General features: G+C 70.4%; 17 protein-coding genes. 9 read left to right on the forward strand and 8 right to left on the reverse strand.

What is annotated here, in order from left to right; genetic code table 11:
* Positions 1-96 precede the first annotated feature (96 nt).
* From AC1Z4A_RS22025 to AC1Z4A_RS22035, 3 genes are all read right to left on the reverse strand, one after another.
* Complete coding sequence (locus tag AC1Z4A_RS22025; protein ID WP_483681348.1) at positions 97-2,925, reverse strand: M4 family metallopeptidase; 2,829 nt, start codon at positions 2,923-2,925, stop codon at positions 97-99.
* A 296-nt stretch (positions 2,926-3,221) separates the two neighbouring features.
* Positions 3,222-3,425, reverse strand: coding sequence for a DUF397 domain-containing protein (locus AC1Z4A_RS22030; RefSeq protein WP_483681349.1), 204 nt, complete (start codon positions 3,423-3,425; stop codon positions 3,222-3,224).
* On the reverse strand, positions 3,422-4,270 hold the full coding sequence (locus AC1Z4A_RS22035) for a helix-turn-helix domain-containing protein (RefSeq protein WP_483681350.1): 849 nt from the start codon (positions 4,268-4,270) through the stop codon (positions 3,422-3,424). The genes AC1Z4A_RS22030 and AC1Z4A_RS22035 overlap by 4 nt, the downstream gene beginning before the upstream one ends.
* 146 nt (positions 4,271-4,416) lie before the next feature.
* On the opposite strand from AC1Z4A_RS22035, the gene AC1Z4A_RS22040 reads away from it, so the two are divergent.
* The 3 genes from AC1Z4A_RS22040 (at position 4,417) to AC1Z4A_RS22050 (ending at position 5,338) form a co-directional block, all read left to right on the forward strand.
* Positions 4,417-4,722, forward strand: coding sequence for a hypothetical protein (locus AC1Z4A_RS22040; protein ID WP_483681351.1), 306 nt, complete (start codon positions 4,417-4,419; stop codon positions 4,720-4,722).
* Positions 4,719-4,970 carry a DUF6255 family natural product biosynthesis protein gene (locus tag AC1Z4A_RS22045; RefSeq protein WP_483681354.1) on the forward strand — a complete coding sequence of 84 codons (252 nt, stop codon included), beginning with the start codon at positions 4,719-4,721 and terminating at the stop codon, positions 4,968-4,970. Before AC1Z4A_RS22040 ends, AC1Z4A_RS22045 begins: the two co-directional genes overlap by 4 nt.
* Before the next feature lie 182 nt (positions 4,971-5,152).
* Positions 5,153-5,338, forward strand: coding sequence for a hypothetical protein (locus tag AC1Z4A_RS22050; RefSeq protein WP_483681356.1), 186 nt, complete (start codon positions 5,153-5,155; stop codon positions 5,336-5,338).
* Positions 5,339-5,352: 14 nt separating this feature from the next.
* Here the strand turns inward: AC1Z4A_RS22050 and AC1Z4A_RS22055 are convergent, their stop codons facing one another.
* The 4 genes from AC1Z4A_RS22055 to AC1Z4A_RS22070 form a co-directional block, all read right to left on the reverse strand.
* Entirely contained in the window at positions 5,353-5,547 is a 195-nt protein-coding gene (locus AC1Z4A_RS22055; protein ID WP_483681358.1) for a hypothetical protein, read from the reverse strand.
* A 21-nt stretch (positions 5,548-5,568) separates the two neighbouring features.
* Complete coding sequence (locus AC1Z4A_RS22060; RefSeq protein ID WP_483681360.1) at positions 5,569-6,351, reverse strand: MerR family transcriptional regulator; 783 nt, start codon at positions 6,349-6,351, stop codon at positions 5,569-5,571.
* A gap of 57 nt (positions 6,352-6,408) precedes the next feature.
* Positions 6,409-8,811: an endopeptidase La gene (gene lon, locus AC1Z4A_RS22065; RefSeq protein ID WP_483681362.1), complete on the reverse strand. Its 2,403-nt coding sequence runs from the start codon at positions 8,809-8,811 to the stop codon at positions 6,409-6,411.
* A gap of 251 nt (positions 8,812-9,062) precedes the next feature.
* Complete coding sequence (locus AC1Z4A_RS22070; RefSeq protein WP_483681364.1) at positions 9,063-9,857, reverse strand: rhomboid-like protein; 795 nt, start codon at positions 9,855-9,857, stop codon at positions 9,063-9,065.
* Positions 9,858-10,077: 220 nt separating this feature from the next.
* Between AC1Z4A_RS22070 and AC1Z4A_RS22075 the strand changes: the two genes are divergently transcribed.
* From AC1Z4A_RS22075 to AC1Z4A_RS22090, 4 genes are all read left to right on the forward strand, one after another.
* Positions 10,078-10,782 carry a spermidine synthase gene (locus AC1Z4A_RS22075; protein WP_483681366.1) on the forward strand — a complete coding sequence of 235 codons (705 nt, stop codon included), beginning with the start codon at positions 10,078-10,080 and terminating at the stop codon, positions 10,780-10,782.
* A 91-nt stretch (positions 10,783-10,873) separates the two neighbouring features.
* Entirely contained in the window at positions 10,874-11,611 is a 738-nt protein-coding gene (locus AC1Z4A_RS22080; protein WP_483681368.1) for a response regulator transcription factor, read from the forward strand.
* A gap of 91 nt (positions 11,612-11,702) precedes the next feature.
* Positions 11,703-12,800 carry a sensor histidine kinase gene (locus tag AC1Z4A_RS22085; protein WP_483681369.1) on the forward strand — a complete coding sequence of 366 codons (1,098 nt, stop codon included), beginning with the start codon at positions 11,703-11,705 and terminating at the stop codon, positions 12,798-12,800.
* Between the two features lie 240 nt (positions 12,801-13,040).
* On the forward strand, positions 13,041-16,832 hold the full coding sequence (locus tag AC1Z4A_RS22090; RefSeq protein WP_483681370.1) for a multifunctional oxoglutarate decarboxylase/oxoglutarate dehydrogenase thiamine pyrophosphate-binding subunit/dihydrolipoyllysine-residue succinyltransferase subunit: 3,792 nt from the start codon (positions 13,041-13,043) through the stop codon (positions 16,830-16,832).
* Between the two features lie 369 nt (positions 16,833-17,201).
* Here AC1Z4A_RS22090 and AC1Z4A_RS22095 read toward each other — a convergent pair whose 3' ends face one another.
* Positions 17,202-17,480, reverse strand: a complete 279-nt coding sequence (locus AC1Z4A_RS22095; RefSeq protein ID WP_483681371.1) for a DUF6255 family natural product biosynthesis protein — start codon at positions 17,478-17,480, stop codon at positions 17,202-17,204.
* Here AC1Z4A_RS22095 and AC1Z4A_RS22100 point away from each other — a divergent pair.
* Both AC1Z4A_RS22100 and AC1Z4A_RS22105 read left to right on the forward strand, forming a co-directional pair.
* On the forward strand, positions 17,446-17,646 hold the full coding sequence (locus tag AC1Z4A_RS22100; protein ID WP_483681372.1) for a DUF397 domain-containing protein: 201 nt from the start codon (positions 17,446-17,448) through the stop codon (positions 17,644-17,646). The genes AC1Z4A_RS22095 and AC1Z4A_RS22100 overlap by 35 nt on opposite strands.
* Positions 17,647-17,704: 58 nt before the next feature.
* Complete coding sequence (locus tag AC1Z4A_RS22105) at positions 17,705-18,265, forward strand: Uma2 family endonuclease (RefSeq protein WP_483681374.1); 561 nt, start codon at positions 17,705-17,707, stop codon at positions 18,263-18,265.
* The last annotated feature ends 81 nt before the right edge of the window (positions 18,266-18,346 follow it).

Consider the following 18,346-nt stretch of genomic DNA (forward strand, 5'->3'; position numbering starts at 1 on the left):
GGATCCCGTTCAAGTCCGGGGCCTCAGCCATTAATTGAGGAACCCGGACGGCGAGTCACCACGTCCGCGAGAGCGGCGGCGGTTTAGCCGCAAAAATCAGCAGTTGCCCGCAGGGCGGCTGCGGGTCACCAGTTCGTCGTAGCCGGTGGAGGAGTCGATCCACACCACCTGCGTGCCCCCGACGGCGGCCGGCATGCCCTGCTCGCCCCGGTTGCACGACATCCGGCCCTTGCGCGAGCCGTCCACGGAGAACTGCCAGAGTTTCGTCAGCGTCTCGTTGCGGTACTGGGTGTCGGGCGTCTGCGACGACACCGTCACCGCGTCCTCGGAGGCCGTCAGCTCCCAGGGGTAGAGCGCGTCCGCACCCTGCTCCTTGCTGATGTCCACCACGCCCGTGCCGTCGAGGTTCGCGCGCCGGACGGCCCGCTGGCCGTGGTCCTTGACCTCGTCCACCGTCCAGAAGACGTACTTGCTCGTGATACCGGTCTGGCCGGTGTTCAGGGGCTTGCCGAGCTGCGGCATCACGGTCGTCTTCCCGGACGCGATGTCCAGGACCTTGACGTTGTACAGGGAACTACCGGGCCTGTAGATGAGCGTGCCGTAGGCGATCTTCCCGTTCTTCAGGGACTGCTGGGAGCTCGCGGCGCGACGGCCGTTGACGTCCTGGACCCAGCTCGGCTCCTTGTCGCCCTTGCGCAGGTACCCCACGCGCGTGCCGACGCGCCGGAAGGCCTGGGCGAAGACCACGACGTCGCCCTCCACCTTCGCCTGCTGCCGGAACCCGACCTCGCTGTGCACCAGCGTCTTGACGGGACCGCCGGCGATCGGCCGCGACAGCAGGTCGGTGCCGTCGCGCCCGTGGGCCTCCCAGACCACCGTCTTGCCGTCGGTGGCCGGGTTGACGTGGTAGCGGCCGTCGTTGGGGCTGATCAGCTTCTTCTCACCCGTGCCGTCCGCGCGCCCGGCCCACACCGAGTAGGCCTCGCTGCCGTTCTCGTTCGACTTCGAGGCGACCCACCAGCCGCCGCCCGCGCCGACTTGCGAGTTCACGGTGTTGAGCCGGTCCAGCAGCTGGTCGGAGTCCACGCCGATGGCCAGCTCCCAGTCCGGGACGATGCCGTGGGCGTTGAACGCGCGCGTGACGGCGTTGAGCTCCTTGCCCGAGACCTTGAGGTCCTTGGCGGCGGCGATCACCGCGTTGCGGCCCTCGGTGAAGCCGTCCAGCGGAGTCATGTACTCCGTGAGCGCCTTGTAGACGATGCGGTCGGCGAGGGTGCGGTCGAGGTCCTTGCGGATGTCCCAGAGGGCGCCGGAGAAGATGGTGGAGTTGAGGTGGACGCCGCCGCTGTCGGTGGCGAAGTTCACGCCCAGGTAGCTCTTGGAGGTCGTCCGGCCGTCGTTGAGGTCACGGATGGCGCACTCGCGCGGGCCCTTGCTACGGCACAGCGTGTCGCCCAGCAGCCCCGAGTCCGGGCTGTCCATGGAGACCCCGTACGCGTCCGTCTTGATGGCGTTGCCGAAGTAGTCGGCGAGGGCCTCGTTCATGGCGCCCGACTGGCCGGCGTAGACGAGGTCGGCGGAGTTCTCGACGACGCCGTGCGTCATCTCGTGCCCGACGACGTCCAGGCCCGCGGAGAAGGGGCGGTAATCCTTGTCGCCGTTGCCGTACACCATCTTGGTGCCGTCCCAGAAGGCATTGGCGTACGGGGTGCCGTAGAAGGTCACGCCCACCAGGGAGTTGATGGTCATGCCACGGCCGTCGAGGCTGTCGCGGCCGTGCACGGTCTTGTAGTAGTCGTAGACCTTGCCCGCCGCCCAGTGCGCGTCGACGGCGCCCGCCTCGGTGGCATCCTTGCCGAAGGCCGTGGTCGGCGAGCCGAACTCCTTGATCCCGGCGGGCCATCGGCCGGACACGTCGTCGACGCTCTTGTCGCGTACGTCCCAGGTCGAGAGCACGTTCTTGCTGCTGTCGCGCATGCGGGTGTGGTCGCGCATGACGTACTCGTTGCGCGAGGCGTCCTTCGCGAGGTCCAGCGCGACGGTGGTGCCGTCGAACTTGACGCCCGAGCCCTTGACGGCGGGGTCGGCGGAGGGGGTCTGCGGACCGTCGGCGCCTGCCGAACTCTTCGCCTCAGGATCGGACTTGACGGCTCCGGCGGTGCCGAATGTCTTGATACCGCTGTACTGGAGGACGGGGTAGCCGGCCTTGGCGTCGACGTACACCTCGCGCAGCACGGGCTGCTTGGTGGCGGGGTCGGTGCCGCGGACGGTCACGTGGTGGGTGAGGACGCCCGCGCCCTTGGGCAGGACGACCAGCCCGCGCGCGGTGCCGCTGAGCTGCGGAGTCTCCTCTTCACCGACGTCGCCGAAGCCCTCGCGGTCGAGCTGGGTGAGCGTGGCGTCGACTGCTCGCTCGACGGCGAGTTCCTCGCCGACCTCGGGGGTGGTGTCGGTGGTGAGGGCGGTGAAGTACTTGCCGGAGGTACCGGTGACGACGCGCTTGCCGTCTTTCTTCTCCATGCGGACGACGTACTGCCCACCGAGGACGTCGACGCCGCGGTGCTTCTGCTGGAGCCGCACGGTCTCGGAGGCGCCGGTGCGCTGGGTCTGGACGGGCTTGAGGTCGCGGTCGGGACGCTCGATGCGGTAGCGGCTCTTCTTGTCGGCGAGGTGCCGCTGGGCGGCGTCGGCCGCACTGCCGCCGGCCTTCACGCCTTCGCGGATGCCGCCCACCAGGGAAGGGGTGGAGGTCCCCTTCCCCGGAATCACCTCGGTGGGCCCCGGGGTGGGCGGCGCGGCCACGGCCTGGGCAGGCAGCGCGGACACAGCAAGGGCGGCCGCGCCGATCAGCGCTGCCGCCCCTGCTATGCCGCTCTTGGCGGCGGGTCTTCCTGATCTTCCTGAACGTGCTCTGGGCTTACGCAAGGTTCCCCCTCCGTACATGCCGGAACGTTCGCCGGAACTAACTTCGGTCGGCGCATATGCAAACCGGCGGTACGGGGGGTGGGCAATGGGGGGTGCGGGGGGTTGGGCCGGTTTCGGTCGAGTGTGCCGGTCCGGTCAGTCCCGGGGGAACCTGTCGGTCGCGAGGGCCAGGCCGAGGACGGTGTCGGTCAGGTCGAACATCTCGTCCACGTCCAGGTAGCCGGCGTCGTCGGCCATCGCGCAAACCCCCTCCCGGCTGCCGGTCCGGCGGTTCAGTGATGCGCACGGCGTTCGGGTTACGCGTGCTTGATCGACTCTATGAACGCGGACCAGGCCGAGGGGATGAAGGCCAGGGCGGGGCCGCCGGGGTCCTTGCTGTCTCGGACCGGGACGGCCCTAGTTATGGGGTCGGCGACTTCCAGACAGTTCCCTCCGTTGGAGTTGCTGTACGTGGATTTATGCCATCGCATGGCGTTTGATACTGGTTGCCGGGTTCTCATGCAGAGCTTTCCTCCATCACTCGCCGAACGAGTGCCACGGACTCGCAAGGCGAAAGAGCCGAGTCCCGTAGCAGGTCGTACGACAGCCGCAGCCGTTCGACATCCGCAGGGTCCTCGTACAGGTCACCCGAGGTGCTGCTCTCCACGTAGGCGACCGAATCCCCATTCGGCGACCACAGGATTGTCAGCGATCCGCCGAGTAGGTCGTGAAGCCCTGCAGAGAACGGCACGACTTGAAGCGTCCCGAACTGCCGGTCGGACATGTTGATCAGCCGATTCAGTTGCGTTTGCCATGCCTTCGGGTCTTTCGCGGCGCGGCACAGGACTGCTTGGTCCAGCATGACTCGGTAGTGGGAGCGGTCAGGCTTCGTCAGCCACTTCTGTCGCGCGAGTCTGGCCGTTACCTGTTCTTCCAGCTCATCCTCGGTTCGAGGGCGACTGGCTTTGAGGATTTCACGAGCGTAGTCCTCAGTCTGGAGGATGCCGGGAACCGTACTCACTGCAAACTCGTACCGGACCGTCGCCTCCCTCTCCCGCGTCATGAACCGCTTGTACTTGTCGGGGACTACCTCCTGCGCGGCCAGCTCCCACAGGAGGATGAGGTGCCTGCCCGTGCTGTACGTCCGGTCCAGCGCCTCGATGACATCCCGCGACCCGAGCCGGTCTCCCTTCTCGAGCTTGTGTAGATAGGCGCGGTCGTACGTCGTCTCCTCCGCCAGAGTGCTCAAGGACTTGCCCGATTCCTCGCGTAGCCGCGTCAGTTCCGATGCGAGCATCCGTCGTGCCGAGGGCTTGCCCCCGGAATTGGACTTACGTGCGGGCACTACAACTCCCCTGTGGTCCATGCGATACGGGCTACAGCCCGGCTCTTCCGGAGCCTAGAACCGCGCCGTCACGCTGTAAGTCCCCCGCACGAACAGTCATGCAGGCAAAGTAGTGACGAACCAGTGGAAGGCGTAGTGAGGTGACGTATCGGAAGGGTGTCTTTGTCGTGGACACCAGCGAGGACAGGATCGCCCAAGTCATCGGCGTGACCGGAACCCGCGTGCAGGTCCAGCGCCCCGGTGGCGGCCTGGAATGGGAAGTGCCCGCATCCGCGCTGCGGCTGGCCACCCGCGAGGAGCGGAGCGCCGCCGGGCTGCGCCCGTACCTCAGCGGCTGTGACGAGTGTGCCGAGCTGGAGGCCGCCCGGCAGCAGGCCGCCCCCGCCCAACGCGCCAACGCCACCGCCGCCGCCCGAACCCACTGGATCGTCGCCCACTCCACCACCACCCAGACCATCAAGGAGCACTCGTGAACACCTGCCGCCACCACTCCGGCTGGATCACCGCCCCCGGCGAGCAGCGCTGCAAGGACTGTGGCACCCGCCGCTTCACCGACTACGGCGCCCTCCGCCCCCCGGGCCTCCCGGAATCCACCACCCCCCGCGACCGCGACCGGGCCAAGGCCGACCGCAACGCCGCCATCCTCATCTCCCGCACCATCCACCACCTCAGCCACTGGGGCCGCAGCGCCACCGAACTCCGCTACAGCTACGCCGCCTGACCAGCGGCCCGTTCTCTCCCCCCAGAAGGAGTACACAAACTGGGTAAGAAGGAGTTCGAGAACGCGGGCGAGCCCTGGGACCCGCACGCCAACCAGGAGCAGGCGACAGACCCGGACACCCGCGTCTCCCAGAACGGCGACGTGCACAGTTCGCACGCTGACGACAAGGACCGGGAAGGGCAATGAAGCGAGGCGAGGACCTGATTCGGGACCTGAGGGAGCAGGGCTTCATGCGGTGCGAGACCACCCCGGACGGAAAGGCCGTGGTCATGCGCAAGCGCGACAGGTGGACCGTGGTCCCCCTTCGCTGGCTCACCGACGAGGCCGTGGACACCATCAAAGCTCAGGCCGGAGTCAGCCTCGTCTGAGTCGTCCCATACGGCTACGCCGCCTGATCGGCGACCGGGCGCAACCGCGCGAAGGTGACGGCACCGTGCACCGCGAGCGCGACCGGCACGGCCAGTAGCACTGACCACGGCAGCACGCCGAACGCAGCGAGCAGGCAGGCGAACGGCAGAGTCAGGAGGGTGGGGATCGTCGAGGCCAGGGCGATACGGATACGGGTCCGTCGGTTCATGGGAGTGCTCCTCGCTGAGAGTTACTTCGCGCCGTGCCGCGCGGTGTCCAGGTAGTCGGCCAGGTCCCGCCAGTCGTCCGCATCCGCCGCACTGATCGGCGTTCCGGACATCGCGGCCGGGTCCTCGCGCCACGCGTCGCGCACCCCGGTGGAGATCTCCGCGTCGCCGCCCGAGAACAACGTGCTCAGCTCGTCCATGCGGGCCACCAGCCGCCGGACCTTCGGATCCGTGGGCGGGGTGCCGGCTGTGCGGAGGCGATCGGCCCTGCGGTACAGCTCCGGCCATTCGACTTCGAGCAGGTAGTGGACCGCAGGGCCCAGGGACGCGGCCCGCGTGCGCAAGGTCTGCAGCTGGTCGGCGTCCAGGTGGCGGCCGAGCGCCTGCTCGCCCTCCGGGCCCGTGGCGCTCATCGCCCGCAGGGCGTCCAGCAGCGCCGGGACCGTCGGTGAGCGGTCGGCTTCCAGGTCGGCGGCCAGCCCCCGCAGGCGCTGCCGTACGGCGTCGAGCGCGGCGATGGAAGCCTCCACGCCCGCCAGGTGGTCCCGGAGGAGCCGGGTCGGATCGACCCCGGCGTCCAGGCAGACGGCGATGCTCTCCAGGCTCAGGCCCAGGCCGCGGAGTGCCAGCACGTGGTACAGGCGCACGAGGTCGTCCTCGGTGTACTCCCGGTGCCCGCCCGCGGTGCGCCGGGAGGGGCTGAGCAGACCGAGGGTGTCCCAGTGGTGCAGCGTGCGCACGGTGAGTCCGCTGGCCTCGGCGAGCGGACCCACCTTCCAGGTCGTGGAAGCAGTCGAAGCAGTCATGGGGCAACCATGCGTCCTCACGTCGCGTGAGGTTCAAGTCGAGGGCCGAAGGGGAGGCTACGCCGCCATCGCCACCTCCGCCGTCGCCGGCGTGAGGGCCAGGGCCAGGACCTGGCGGACGTCCGAGACCGGGTGGACGTCCAGCTTCTCCAGCACCTCGGACGGGACGTCGTCCAGGTCCGGCTCGTTGCGCTTCGGGATGATCACCGTGGTGATCCCGGCCCGGTGCGCGGCCAGCAGCTTCTGCTTGACGCCGCCGATGGGCAGCACCCGGCCGGTCAGCGACACCTCGCCCGTCATCGCCACGTCCGGGCGCACCTGGCGGCCGGAGAGCAGCGAGGCCAGGGCAGTCGTCATGGTGATGCCCGCGCTCGGGCCGTCCTTGGGCACCGCGCCCGCCGGTACGTGCAGGTGCACGCCGCGGTCCTTGAAGTCGCCGACGGACAGCTCCAGTTCGGCGCCGTGCGAGCGGAGGAAGGACAGCGCGATCTGCGCGGACTCCTTCATCACGTCGCCGAGCTGGCCGGTGAGGGTCAGCCCCGCGCCGCCCGTCTCCGGGTCGGCGAGCGACGCCTCGACGAACAGGACGTCACCGCCCGCTCCCGTGACCGCCAGGCCCGTCGCCACGCCCGGCACCGACGTGCGCCGCTCGGCCGGGTCCTGCGCGGACTCCGGGGTGTGGTGCGGGCGGCCGATCAGCGGGCGGAGCTGGTCCACGCCGATGGTGAACGGCAGCTCCTGCTCGCCCAGTTCGTGCTCGGCCGCCACCTTGCGCAGCAGCCGGGCGACGGTGCGCTCCAGGTTCCGCACGCCCGCCTCGCGGGTGTACTCGCCGGCCAGCCTGCGCAGCGCCTCGTCCTCGACGACGACCTCCGCCGGCTCCAGACCGGCACGCTCCAGCTGCCTCGGCAGCAGGTGGTCGCGGGTGATGACGACCTTCTCGTCCTCGGTGTAGCCGTCGAGGCGGACCAGCTCCATGCGGTCGAGGAGCGCCTCGGGGATGGCCTCCAGGACGTTGGCGGTGGCCAGGAAGACGACATCGGACAGGTCCAGCTCGACCTCCAGGTAGTGGTCCCGGAAGGTGTGGTTCTGGGCCGGGTCCAGGACTTCGAGCAGGGCGGCCGCCGGGTCGCCGCGGAAGTCGGAGCCCACCTTGTCGATCTCGTCGAGGAGGACGACCGGGTTCATGGAGCCGGCCTCCTTGATCGCCCGCACGATCCGGCCGGGCAGGGCGCCGACGTACGTGCGCCGGTGGCCGCGGATCTCCGCCTCGTCGCGGACGCCGCCGAGGGCCACGCGGACGAACTTCCGCCCCATCGCGCGGGCGACCGATTCGCCGAGGGAGGTCTTGCCCACGCCGGGCGGGCCGACGAGCGCGAGCACCGCGCCCCCGCGCCGCCCGCCGACCACGCCCAGCCCCCGGTCGGCGCGCCGCTTGCGCACCGCCAGGTACTCGGTGATCCGCTCCTTGACGTCCTCCAGACCCGCGTGGTCCCTGTCGAGCACGGCCTTGGCGCCCGGTATGTCGTAGGCGTCCTCGGTGCGCTCGCTCCAGGGCATCTCCAGGACGGTGTCGAGCCAGGTCCGGATCCAGCCGCCCTCGGGGCTCTGGTCCGAGGCCCGCTCGAGCTTCTCGACCTCCTTCAGGGCCGCCTCGCGGACCTTGTCCGGCAGGTCGGCGGCCTCCACGCGGGCGCGGTAGTCCTCGGACTCGCTCTCCGGGTCGCCGTTGAGATCGGCCAGCTCCTTGCGGACGGCCTCCAGCTGGCGGCGGAGCAGGAACTCGCGCTGCTGCTTGTCCACGCCCTCCTGGACGTCCTTGGCGATGGACTCGGCCACGTCCTGCTCGGCGAGGTGGTCGCCGAGCCGCTTCACGGCGAGCCGGAGCCGGGCCACCGGGTCGGCGGTCTCCAGCAGCTCGACGCGCTGGGCGGGGGTGAGGAAGGGCGAGTAGCCGGAGTTGTCGGCGAGCTGGCCGGGGTCGTCGATCTGCTGGACGCGGTCCACGACCTGCCAGGCGCCGCGCTTGCGCAGCCAGCTGGTGGCCAGGGCCTTGTACTCCTTCATCAGCTCGGTGACCGAGCCGGGGAGGGGGTCGGGGGTGATCTCCTCCACCTGGGTGCCCTCGACCCAGAGCGCGGCCCCGGGCCCGGTGGTGCCGGCCCCGATCCGCACCCGGCGGACACCGCGGATGAGCGCGCCCGGGTCGCCGTCGGAGAGGCGGCCCACCTGCTCGACGGTGCCGAGGGTGCCGACGCCCGCGTACGTGCCGTCGATGCGCGGCACCAGCAGCACGCGCGGCTTGCCACCGCCGCGCGCGGGCGCCGCGGCCTGGGCGGCCTCGACGGCGGCCCGCACCTCGCCGTCCGTCAGGTCGAGTGGTACGACCATGCCGGGCAGCACCACCTCGTCGTCGAGCGGCAGCACGGGCAGGGTGAGCGTTGCGGACGTCGAAGCCATGATCTCCCCTTCGGCAGGCAAGTTGAGCTATGCCGACTCAATGCGTGGGGAGGGCGGGATGTTCCCGGGGGTGTGTTCGCTGTGAGCGATCGGGGTGCGGGGTGGGTGCGGGCGCGGGTGCGGGTGCGGGTGCGGGTGCGGGTGCGGGTGCGGGTGCGGGTGCCTGCGGCGCCTTCCCCACCCCGCCCCTTCCCGAAACCGGGGGCTCTGCCCCCGGGCCCCCGGTCCTCAAACGCCGGACGGGCTGGATTTCAGCCCTCGCCGCCCCGCTGCCCCGGCACCGAGGCCACAGGCTTCGCGGGCTCCGCCGCACGCGTCGCCGCCCAGCGGCTCCGTGCCTCCTCCCGGATCAGCCCCCGGCACGCAATGCCCGTCAGCAGCGCGATCGGATGGCCCCAGCTCGCGAGCGGATCCGCCAGCTCCACCAGGTCCTGCGCGCACATCAGCCCGGCCACGCCCAGGATCACCCACTCCCACCGCCGTCGCACCAGCCCGGAGAGGGCGCCGACACACGCCATCAGGCCGAAGCTGATGCCGTAGTCGAGGCGGTGCAGCGAGGCCTCGGGCAGCCGTCCCGCGGCCACCGCCCCCGCGACCGGAAGCTCCGTGGCCAGCGTGGCCAGTACGTGCCCCACCAAGAAGACGCCCGCCGTCCGGGCCCCGCCCACCCGGCGCTCCAGCGCGGTCAGGACGAGCGCGAAGGCCGGCCCGTACGCGGACCAGAGGCCGCCCGCCACCCACAGCGCGCTGGCGATGAGCACCAGCAGCGGCTGCTCCGTGAGGTGGGCGGCGTCCGTGCTGGAGTCGCGCAGGAGCTGATTGACAGTGGCCTCGTCGCCGAGGTCGGTGTAGACGGCGGTGCCCAGCAGGACCAGGCCGTAGCAGAAGGTGAAGGGCGTGCCCAAGGGCGTGGGCAGCAGCCGGAGCACCCGGCCGAGGAACCGGCGGAACAGGAGCAGGCGGCTGCGGCGGCGGCTGCGGGGCGATGCCGGTGCGGTGGCGGACTCCGCCACGTCGGCGCGCGCGTCCGCGTCAACCGCAGTCACTCGGCCAAGCCCCTTTCCGCGGGATTCTTCGAGCTCGGCGATCGGCACGACCCGGCGACGCGTTCGTCCACCCGCATCTGAACATTAAGGTCCACGGCGGTCCCTCGAATCAACCTCTGGCCGTGACTCCAGTCACCGTTGTCAACCTCTTGACGCCCGATTGCGTCGGCTGGGTAACCGTCTCTGCGTAGACGACCACAGGAGAGCGTAAGGAGGCCGTATGACCCTTCCGAACACCGCGCCCCGCACTGACACCCCCGCCGCCCCCGTCACCCTCGACCGCCGCCAAGGCCCGTACGGAGAAGTGGTTTTGCGGCAGCGCGGGCCCCACTACGAGATCATCGCCAACGGCTGTTTCCTGATGGACACCGCCGACGGCCGCTCCGAGCGCCTCCTGGTCGACGCGGCCCTCGCGGCCCTGCCCGCGGACCGGGCCGCCCCGGCCGTGCTGATCGGCGGGCTGGGCGTCGGCTTCTCCCTCGCCCGGGCGGCCGCCGAGCCGCGCTGGGGGCGGATCACGGTGGTCGAACGGGAGGCGGCGGTCGTCGACTGGCACCTGCGCGGACCGCTGGCCGCCGTCTCGGCCGAGGCGCTCGCCGACCCCCGCACCGAGATCGTCCAGGACGACCTGGTGGCGTACGTGCACGGGAGCGGCGAACGGTTCGACGCCCTCTGCCTCGACATCGACAACGGCCCCGACTGGACCGTCACCGAGGACAACGAGGGCCTCTACTCGCCCGCCGGTCTCGCCGCCTGCCGGGCCCGGCTGAGGCCCGGCGGGGTGCTCGCCGTGTGGTCCGCCCAGCCCTCCCCGGCATTCGAACAAGCCCTCCGGAATGCCGGATTCGCCGGGGTAATTACTGAAGAGATCGCCGTTGCCCGAGGCGTCCCGGACGTGGTCCACCTCGGCATCGGCGCCGCGTAGCCGAGCCCCGCCGGGTGCCCGTACCCTGCCTTCCACAGCTGCAGGACACGCCGGGTGACCGGCATGTGAGGACGCTAGGGGCGGGGCGCGCATGGAGCAGACACACATCGGCCCGGGCGGCGCCGCAGCCTCCGCCGGGGCGCAGCGTCGGGTACTGGTCGTGGAGGACGACCGGACGATCGTTGACGCCATCTCGGCCCGGCTGCGGGCCGAGGGCTTCCAGGTGCGCACGGCGGGGGACGGGCCCGCCGCCGTGGACAGCGCCGAGGCATGGCAGCCGGACCTGCTGGTCCTGGACGTGATGCTGCCGGGCTTCGACGGCCTGGAGGTGTGCAGAAGAGTGCAGGCACAGCGGCCCGTGCCCGTGCTGATGCTCACCGCCCGGGACGACGAGACGGACATGCTGGTCGGGCTGGGCGTGGGCGCGGACGACTACATGACCAAGCCGTTCTCCATGCGCGAGCTGGCGGCCCGGGTGCATGTGCTGCTGCGCCGCGTGGAGCGGGCGACGCTGGCCGCGCACACGCCGCGCAGCGGCATCCTGCGCCTCGGCGAGCTGGAGATCGACCATGCGCAGCGCCGGGTGCGGGTGCGGGGCACGGACGTCCATCTGACGCCCACCGAGTTCGACCTGCTGGTCTGCCTGGCCAACACGCCGCGCGCGGTGCTCTCCCGGGAGCAGCTGCTGGCCGAGGTGTGGGACTGGGCCGACGCCTCCGGCACCCGCACGGTGGACAGCCACATCAAGGCCCTGCGCCGGAAGATCGGGGCGGAGCGGATCCGTACGGTGCATGGCGTGGGGTACGCGCTGGAGACACCTGCGGCATGAGCGACGCACGCGCGGCCGCCGGGCCGCAGTCGACGGCGAAACCCGCACCGCTGCGCCGCGCGGGCGGAGAAGCGATTGAAGAAGACACAGCATGAACGGCGACGCGCCCCCGGCGGGCCTGTGGAGCCGGTGCTGGGAGGCGCTGCGCCCGCTGGACCCCTACCGGTCGGTCAAGGCCGCGCTGGGGGCGCTGGTCATCGGCTCGGTGGTGATCACGACCTTCCTGGTGTTCGTGGCCATCCACTCGGCGACCGAGCTGCGGGTGATCACCGTCTTCTCGATCATCGCCTCGCTGCTGATCACCCAGTTCGTGGCGCACGGCCTGACCGCGCCGCTGGACGAGATGACCGAGGTCACCCGGGCGATGGCGCAGGGTGACTACAGCCGCCGGGTGCGGGCCGGGCGCCGCGACGAGTTCGGCGACCTGGCCCATGCCTTCAACCGGATGGCGGCCGACCTGGAGGCGGTGGACACCCACCGCAAGGAACTGGTCGCCAATGTCTCGCACGAGCTGCGCACCCCGATCGCGGGGCTGCGGGCCGTGCTGGAGAACGTGGTGGACGGCGTCTCGGCCCCCGATCCCGAGACCATGCGCACCGCATTGCGCCAGACCGAGCGGCTGGGCCGGCTGGTGGAGCAGCTGCTGGACCTGTCGCGGCTGGACAACGGTGTGGTGACGCTGCACGCCCGGCGCTTCGAGGTCTGGCCCTATCTGGCGGGCGTGCTCAAGGAGGCCAGCATGGCCTCCGGCAGCGCCGGCACGCCGCGCTCCCGCAAGGACGTCCACCTCCACCTGGACGTCTCGCCGCCCGAGCTGACCGCGCACGCGGACGTCGAGCGGCTGCACCAGGTGGTGGCCAATCTGGTGGACAACGCCGTCAAGCACAGCCCCCCGCACGGCCGGGTGACAGTCCGGGCCCGGCGGGGCGAGGGCCCCCAGTCGCTGGCGCTGGAGGTGCTGGACGAGGGGCCGGGCATCCCCGAGTCCGAGCGGCACCGGGTCTTCGAGCGCTTCAACCGGGGCTCCTCCGGCGCGCAGGGCCCGGTCGGCGACGGCGGTACGGGCCTGGGCCTGGCGATCGCCCGCTGGGCGGTCGACCTGCACGGCGGGAGCATAGGAGTGGCCGAATCGCCGCGTGGGTGCCGCATCAAGGTCACGCTTCCGGGCAGGCCCAGAGATCCGAGTTGACGTAGGGTCGGTGGTGGAAGCACGCATTCAGTCGAATGCGGGGCTGGCTTCGGCGAACCCGGGAAGCCCCGGGAGATGCGAAACCAAGGGGCTTTCCCGCCACGCCATGCCTCGAAACCCGGCAGCGAGTGTGACTTAGGCGACTGCTTGCCCGGCTGGCCTGCATGAAAGGTCCCGAGAGGCGTAGCCTTTATTCCCGCTGTCCACCACCTTAGGAAGCGGAAGAGGGCGGTTGCCGCCGTGTCGCCACAGTCCCCCAACACCTCGAGCCTCTCGACCGACAAGGACGGGCAGGGGAAGACCCCTGCCGATGTGTTCGGTCCCAATGAGTGGCTCGTCGACGAGATCTACCAGCAGTACCTCCAGGACCCGAACTCGGTCGACCGAGCCTGGTGGGACTTCTTCGCCGACTACAAGCCGGGCCAGGCGGCTACGCCGCCGACGGCCGTGACGGGCGCCGCCCCCGCGGCCGCGCCGGCCCAGCCTGCCGCTGCTGCCGCCCCGGCCCCCGTGGCCCCGGCTGCTGCTGCCCCGGCCCCCGCCGCTCCGGCCGCCAAGCCCGCGGCCGCCCCGGCTGCGGCCCCGGCGAAGCCCGCCGCCGCTGCGCCCGCCCCGGTTGCGAAGCCCGCCAAGGCCGCCCCGGCCACCGAGGCCCCTGCCGGCCCCGAGTTCGTGACGCTGCGCGGCCCCTCCGCCGCGGTCGCCAAGAACATGAACGCCTCGCTGGAACTGCCGACGGCCACGTCCGTCCGCGCCGTCCCGGTGAAGCTGCTGTTCGACCAGCGCATCGTCATCAACAACCACCTCAAGCGCGCCCGCGGCGGCAAGGTCTCCTTCACGCACCTCATCGGCTACGCCATGGTGCAGGCGCTGAAGCTGATGCCGTCGATGAACCACTCCTTCACGGAGAAGGACGGCAAGCCGACCCTCGTCAAGCCCGAGCACGTCAACCTGGGCCTGGCGATCGACCTGGTGAAGCCGAGCGGCGACCGCCAGCTCGTGGTGGCGGCCATCAAGAAGGCCGAGACCCTGAACTTCTTCGAGTTCTGGCAGGCCTACGAGGACATCGTCCGCCGCGCCCGCGTGGGCAAGCTGACGATGGACGACTTCACCGGGGTCACCGCCTCGCTGACCAACCCCGGCGGCATCGGCACCGTGCACTCCGTGCCGCGCCTGATGCCCGGCCAGGGCCTCATCATCGGCGTGGGTGCCATGGACTACCCCGCCGAGTTCCAGGGCACCTCGCAGGACGCCCTGAACAAGATGGGCATCTCCAAGGTCATGACCCTGACGTCGACCTACGACCACCGGGTCATCCAGGGCGCCGCCTCCGGCGAGTTCCTGCGGATCATGCACCAGCTGCTGCTCGGCGAGAACGGCTTCTACGACGAGATCTTCCAGGCGCTGCGCATCCCCTACGAGCCGGTCCGCTGGCTCAAGGACATCGACGCCTCGCACGACGACGACGTCACCAAGGCCGCCCGCGTCTTCGAGCTGATCCACTCCTACCGGGTCCGCGGCCACGTCATGGCCGACACCGACCCGCTGGAGTACCGCCAGCGCAAGCACCCCGACCTCGACATCACCGAGCACGGCCTCACCCTGTGGGACCTGGAGCGCGAGTTCGCGGTCGGCGGCTTCGCCGGCAAGTCGATGATGAAGCTGCGCGACATCCTGGGCGTGCTGCGCGACTCGTACTGCCGCACCACCGGCATCGAGTTCATGCACATCCAGGACCCCAAGCAGCGCAAGTGGATCCAGGACCGCGTCGAGCGCCCGCACACCAAGCCGGAGCGCGAGGAGCAGCTGCGCATCCTGCGCCGCCTGAACGCCGCCGAGGCGTTCGAGACCTTCCTGCAGACGAAGTACGTCGGCCAGAAGCGGTTCTCCCTGGAGGGCGGCGAGTCCGTCATCCCGCTGCTGGACGCGGTGCTGGACGCGGCCGCCGAGGCCCGCCTGGACGAGGCCGTCATCGGCATGGCCCACCGTGGCCGCCTCAACGTCCTCGCCAACATCGTCGGCAAGTCCTACGCGCAGATCTTCCGCGAGTTCGAGGGCAACCTCGACCCGAAGTCGATGCACGGCTCCGGCGACGTGAAGTACCACCTCGGTGCCGAGGGCGTCTTCACAGGCCTGGACGGCGAGCAGATCAACGTCTCGCTGGCCGCCAACCCGTCCCACCTGGAGACCGTCGACCCGGTCGTCGAGGGCATCGCCCGCGCCAAGCAGGACATCATCGGCAAGGCCGGCACGGACTTCACCGTCCTGCCGATCCAGCTGCACGGCGACGCGGCCTTCGCGGGCCAGGGCGTCGTGGCCGAGACCCTCAACATGTCGCAGCTGCGCGGCTACCGCACCGGCGGCACCGTGCACATCGTCATCAACAACCAGGTCGGCTTCACTGCCCCGCCGGAGTCCTCGCGCTCGTCGATGTACTGCACCGACGTCGCCCGGATGATCGAGGCGCCGATCTTCCACGTGAACGGCGACGACCCGGAGGCGGTCGTCCGCGTTGCCCGTCTGGCCTTCGAGTTCCGCCAGGCGTTCAACAAGGACGTCGTCATCGACCTGATCTGCTACCGCCGCCGGGGCCACAACGAGTCGGACAACCCCTCGTTCACCCAGCCGCTGATGTACGACCTGATCGACAAGAAGCGCTCGGTGCGCAAGCTCTACACCGAGTCCCTGATCGGTCGCGGCGACATCACCCTGGAAGAGGCCGAGCAGGCGCTGCAGGACTACCAGGGCCAGCTGGAGAAGGTCTTCGTCGAGGTCCGCGAGGCCGACACGGCCCCGGCCCCGGCCGAGGTCACGGCCCCGGCCCCGCTGGACGGCTTCCCGGTCGCGGTGGACACCGCGATCTCCCAGGAGGTCGTCAAGCGGATCGCCGAGTCCCAGGTCACCGTCCCCGACAACGTCACGGTGCACGCGCGCCTGGTGCCGCAGCTGCAGCGCCGCGCCGCCAGCATCGAGGACGGCACGATCGACTGGGGCATGGGCGAGACCCTCGCCTTCGGCTCGCTGCTGATGGAGGGCACCCCGGTCCGGCTCGCCGGCCAGGACTCCCGCCGCGGCACCTTCGGCCAGCGCCACGCGGTGCTGGTCGACCGGGAGACCGGCGAGGACTACACCCCGCTGCTGTACCTGTCCGAGGACCAGGCCCGCTACAACGTCTACGACTCGCTGCTCAGCGAGTACGCGGCGATGGGCTTCGAGTACGGCTACTCGCTGGCCCGCCCGGATGCGCTGGTGATGTGGGAGGCGCAGTTCGGCGACTTCGTCAACGGCGCCCAGTCGGTGGTGGACGAGTTCATCTCCTCCTCCGAGCAGAAGTGGAACCAGACCTCCGGCGTCACCCTGCTGCTGCCGCACGGCTACGAGGGCCAGGGCCCGGACCACTCCTCGGCCCGTGTCGAGCGCTTCCTCCAGCTGTGCGCGCAGAACAACATGACGGTCGCCATGCCGACGCTGCCGTCGAACTACTTCCACCTGCTGCGCTGGCAGGTCCACAACCCGCACCACAAGCCGCTCATCGTCTTCACCCCGAAGTCGATGCTGCGTCTGAAGGCCGCGGCGTCGAAGGTGGAGGAGTTCACCAGCGGCCGGTTCCGTCCGGTCATCGGTGACGAGACGGTCAACCCGGGCGACGTCCGCAAGGTCGTCTTCTGCTCCGGCAAGGTCTACTACGACCTGGAGGCCGAGCGTCAGAAGCGCGGCATCACGGACACCGCGATCATCCGCCTCGAGCGCCTCTACCCGCTGCCGGGTGCGGAGCTGCAGGCCGAGATCGCCAAGTTCCCGAACGCCGAGAAGTACATCTGGGCGCAGGAGGAGCCGGCGAACCAGGGTGCCTGGCCGTTCATCGCGCTCAACCTGATCGACCACCTGGACCTGGCCGTCGGCGCCGACGTCCCGGCCCGCGAGCGACTGCGCCGGATCTCCCGTTCGCACTCCTCGTCCCCGGCGGTCGGCTCGGCCAAGCGCCACCAGGCCGAGCAGGCGGCACTGATCGCCGAGGTCTTCGACGCCTGAGCCGACACCGGCAGCCGCCGGTAGGCACTGAGTACGAAGGGCTGGGCCCCACCGCTGCTGCGGTGGGGCCCAGCCCCGTTTTCGCGTCCTGCCTCAGACCGTGTGAGGGCTATAGCTTTGGCGGACAGGGGATGGCCCAGTCGGCAGCGGCATCCGCAGCTGTCACCACAGCGCACACCACGGGCTGCCAGCGGCGGTAGACCTCAAGCGCCGAGGCAGGGCTCCAGCGGTGCTGGATTTCAACCCGCGCGATCCTCCGCGCGATCCGCGGGTCGATCGTCTGCTGCCAGGGCATCCACCGGTCGGAGTTGCCGAACCAGAGGCATGCATGCCCGCCGTCACTTTCGCCCGGCTGCGGCCGGTTGCCGGTCAGGCGGCGTAGCTGTGGCGGAGTTCGGTGGCGCTGCGGCCCCAGTGGCTGAGGTGGTGGATGGTGCGGGAGATGAGGATGGCGGCGTTGCGGTCGGCTTTGGCGCGGTCGTGGTCGCGGGGGGTGGTGGATTCGGGGAGGCCCGGGGGGCGGAGGGCGCCGTAGTCGGTGAAGCGGCGGGTGCCACAGTCCTTGCAGCGTTGCTCGCCGGGGGCGGTGATCCAGCCGGAGTGGTGGCGGCAGGTGTCGCGCGGCCTCCAGCTCGGCGCACTCGTCACAGCCGCTGAGGTAGGGGCGCAGCCCGGCGGCGGCGACTGCGTAGAGATCGCCGACAACATAACCGGGGCCGTCCCGGTCCGAGACAGCAAGGACCCCGACGGCCCCGCCCTTGCCTTCGCCCCCGCGGCCTGGTCCGCCTTCGTGGAATCGATCAAGCGCGCGTAACCCGCACTCCCTGCGCATCGTTGAACTGCCGGACCGGCAGCCGAGAGGGGGGTGCGCGATGGCCGACGACGACGGCTACCTGGACGTGGGCGAGATGTTCGACCTGCTCTACAAGATCACGCCCGGTGGCTACAAGTCCGAAATCGTCGACGGCGCCATTCACATGGTGCCGCAGTGTGATGAGCACTGGGACATCATCGCGAATGTGCTGTCCCAGCTGACAGATCACTTCGGACCGGGCAGCAAGGTCATGCACGATGTCCGGCTCGACCTCCCGGGCTTCGGTAACGCCTTCGCTCCCGACCTCTACAAGCTGTCGGACGACGCCGAGCACGATGCACAGGGGGACTGGCGCCACCAAGACGTGGAGTTCGTCCTCGAGGTGATCTCACGCGGTACCGCCGACCGCGACTACGGGAAGAAGAAGGACGCCTACGCCGTCGGCGAGATCCCGGTGTACGTCATCGCAGACCCGTACACCGGGCACTGCCACGTGCACACGATGCCGAAGGACGGGGAGTACCGGGCCAACCGGAAGCTCGACTTCGGCGAGCCGATCGACCTGACCGACACCGTCCTCGGCCTGGCCCTCGCGACCGACAGGTTCCCCCGGGACTGACCGGACCGGCACACTCGACCGAAACCGGCCCAACCCCCCGCACCCCCCATTGCCCACCCCCCGTACCGCCGGTTTGCATAT

This window comes from Streptomyces sp. 17_S59 (assembly GCF_056930295.1).

Coding starts and splice junctions, on each gene's coding strand:
- AC1Z4A_RS22030 (WP_483681349.1), bottom strand. CDS start 3,425: ATGAGAACCCGGCAACCAGTATCAAACGCCATGCGATGGCATAAATCC.
- AC1Z4A_RS22035 (WP_483681350.1), bottom strand. CDS start 4,270: ATGGACCACAGGGGAGTTGTAGTGCCCGCACGTAAGTCCAATTCCGGG.
- AC1Z4A_RS22050 (WP_483681356.1), top strand. CDS start 5,153: ATGAAGCGAGGCGAGGACCTGATTCGGGACCTGAGGGAGCAGGGCTTC.
- AC1Z4A_RS22055 (WP_483681358.1), bottom strand. CDS start 5,547: ATGAACCGACGGACCCGTATCCGTATCGCCCTGGCCTCGACGATCCCC.
- AC1Z4A_RS22060 (WP_483681360.1), bottom strand. CDS start 6,351: ATGACTGCTTCGACTGCTTCCACGACCTGGAAGGTGGGTCCGCTCGCC.
- lon (WP_483681362.1), bottom strand. CDS start 8,811: ATGGCTTCGACGTCCGCAACGCTCACCCTGCCCGTGCTGCCGCTCGAC.
- AC1Z4A_RS22075 (WP_483681366.1), top strand. CDS start 10,078: ATGACCCTTCCGAACACCGCGCCCCGCACTGACACCCCCGCCGCCCCC.
- AC1Z4A_RS22080 (WP_483681368.1), top strand. CDS start 10,874: ATGGAGCAGACACACATCGGCCCGGGCGGCGCCGCAGCCTCCGCCGGG.
- AC1Z4A_RS22085 (WP_483681369.1), top strand. CDS start 11,703: ATGAACGGCGACGCGCCCCCGGCGGGCCTGTGGAGCCGGTGCTGGGAG.
- AC1Z4A_RS22105 (WP_483681374.1), top strand. CDS start 17,705: ATGGCCGACGACGACGGCTACCTGGACGTGGGCGAGATGTTCGACCTG.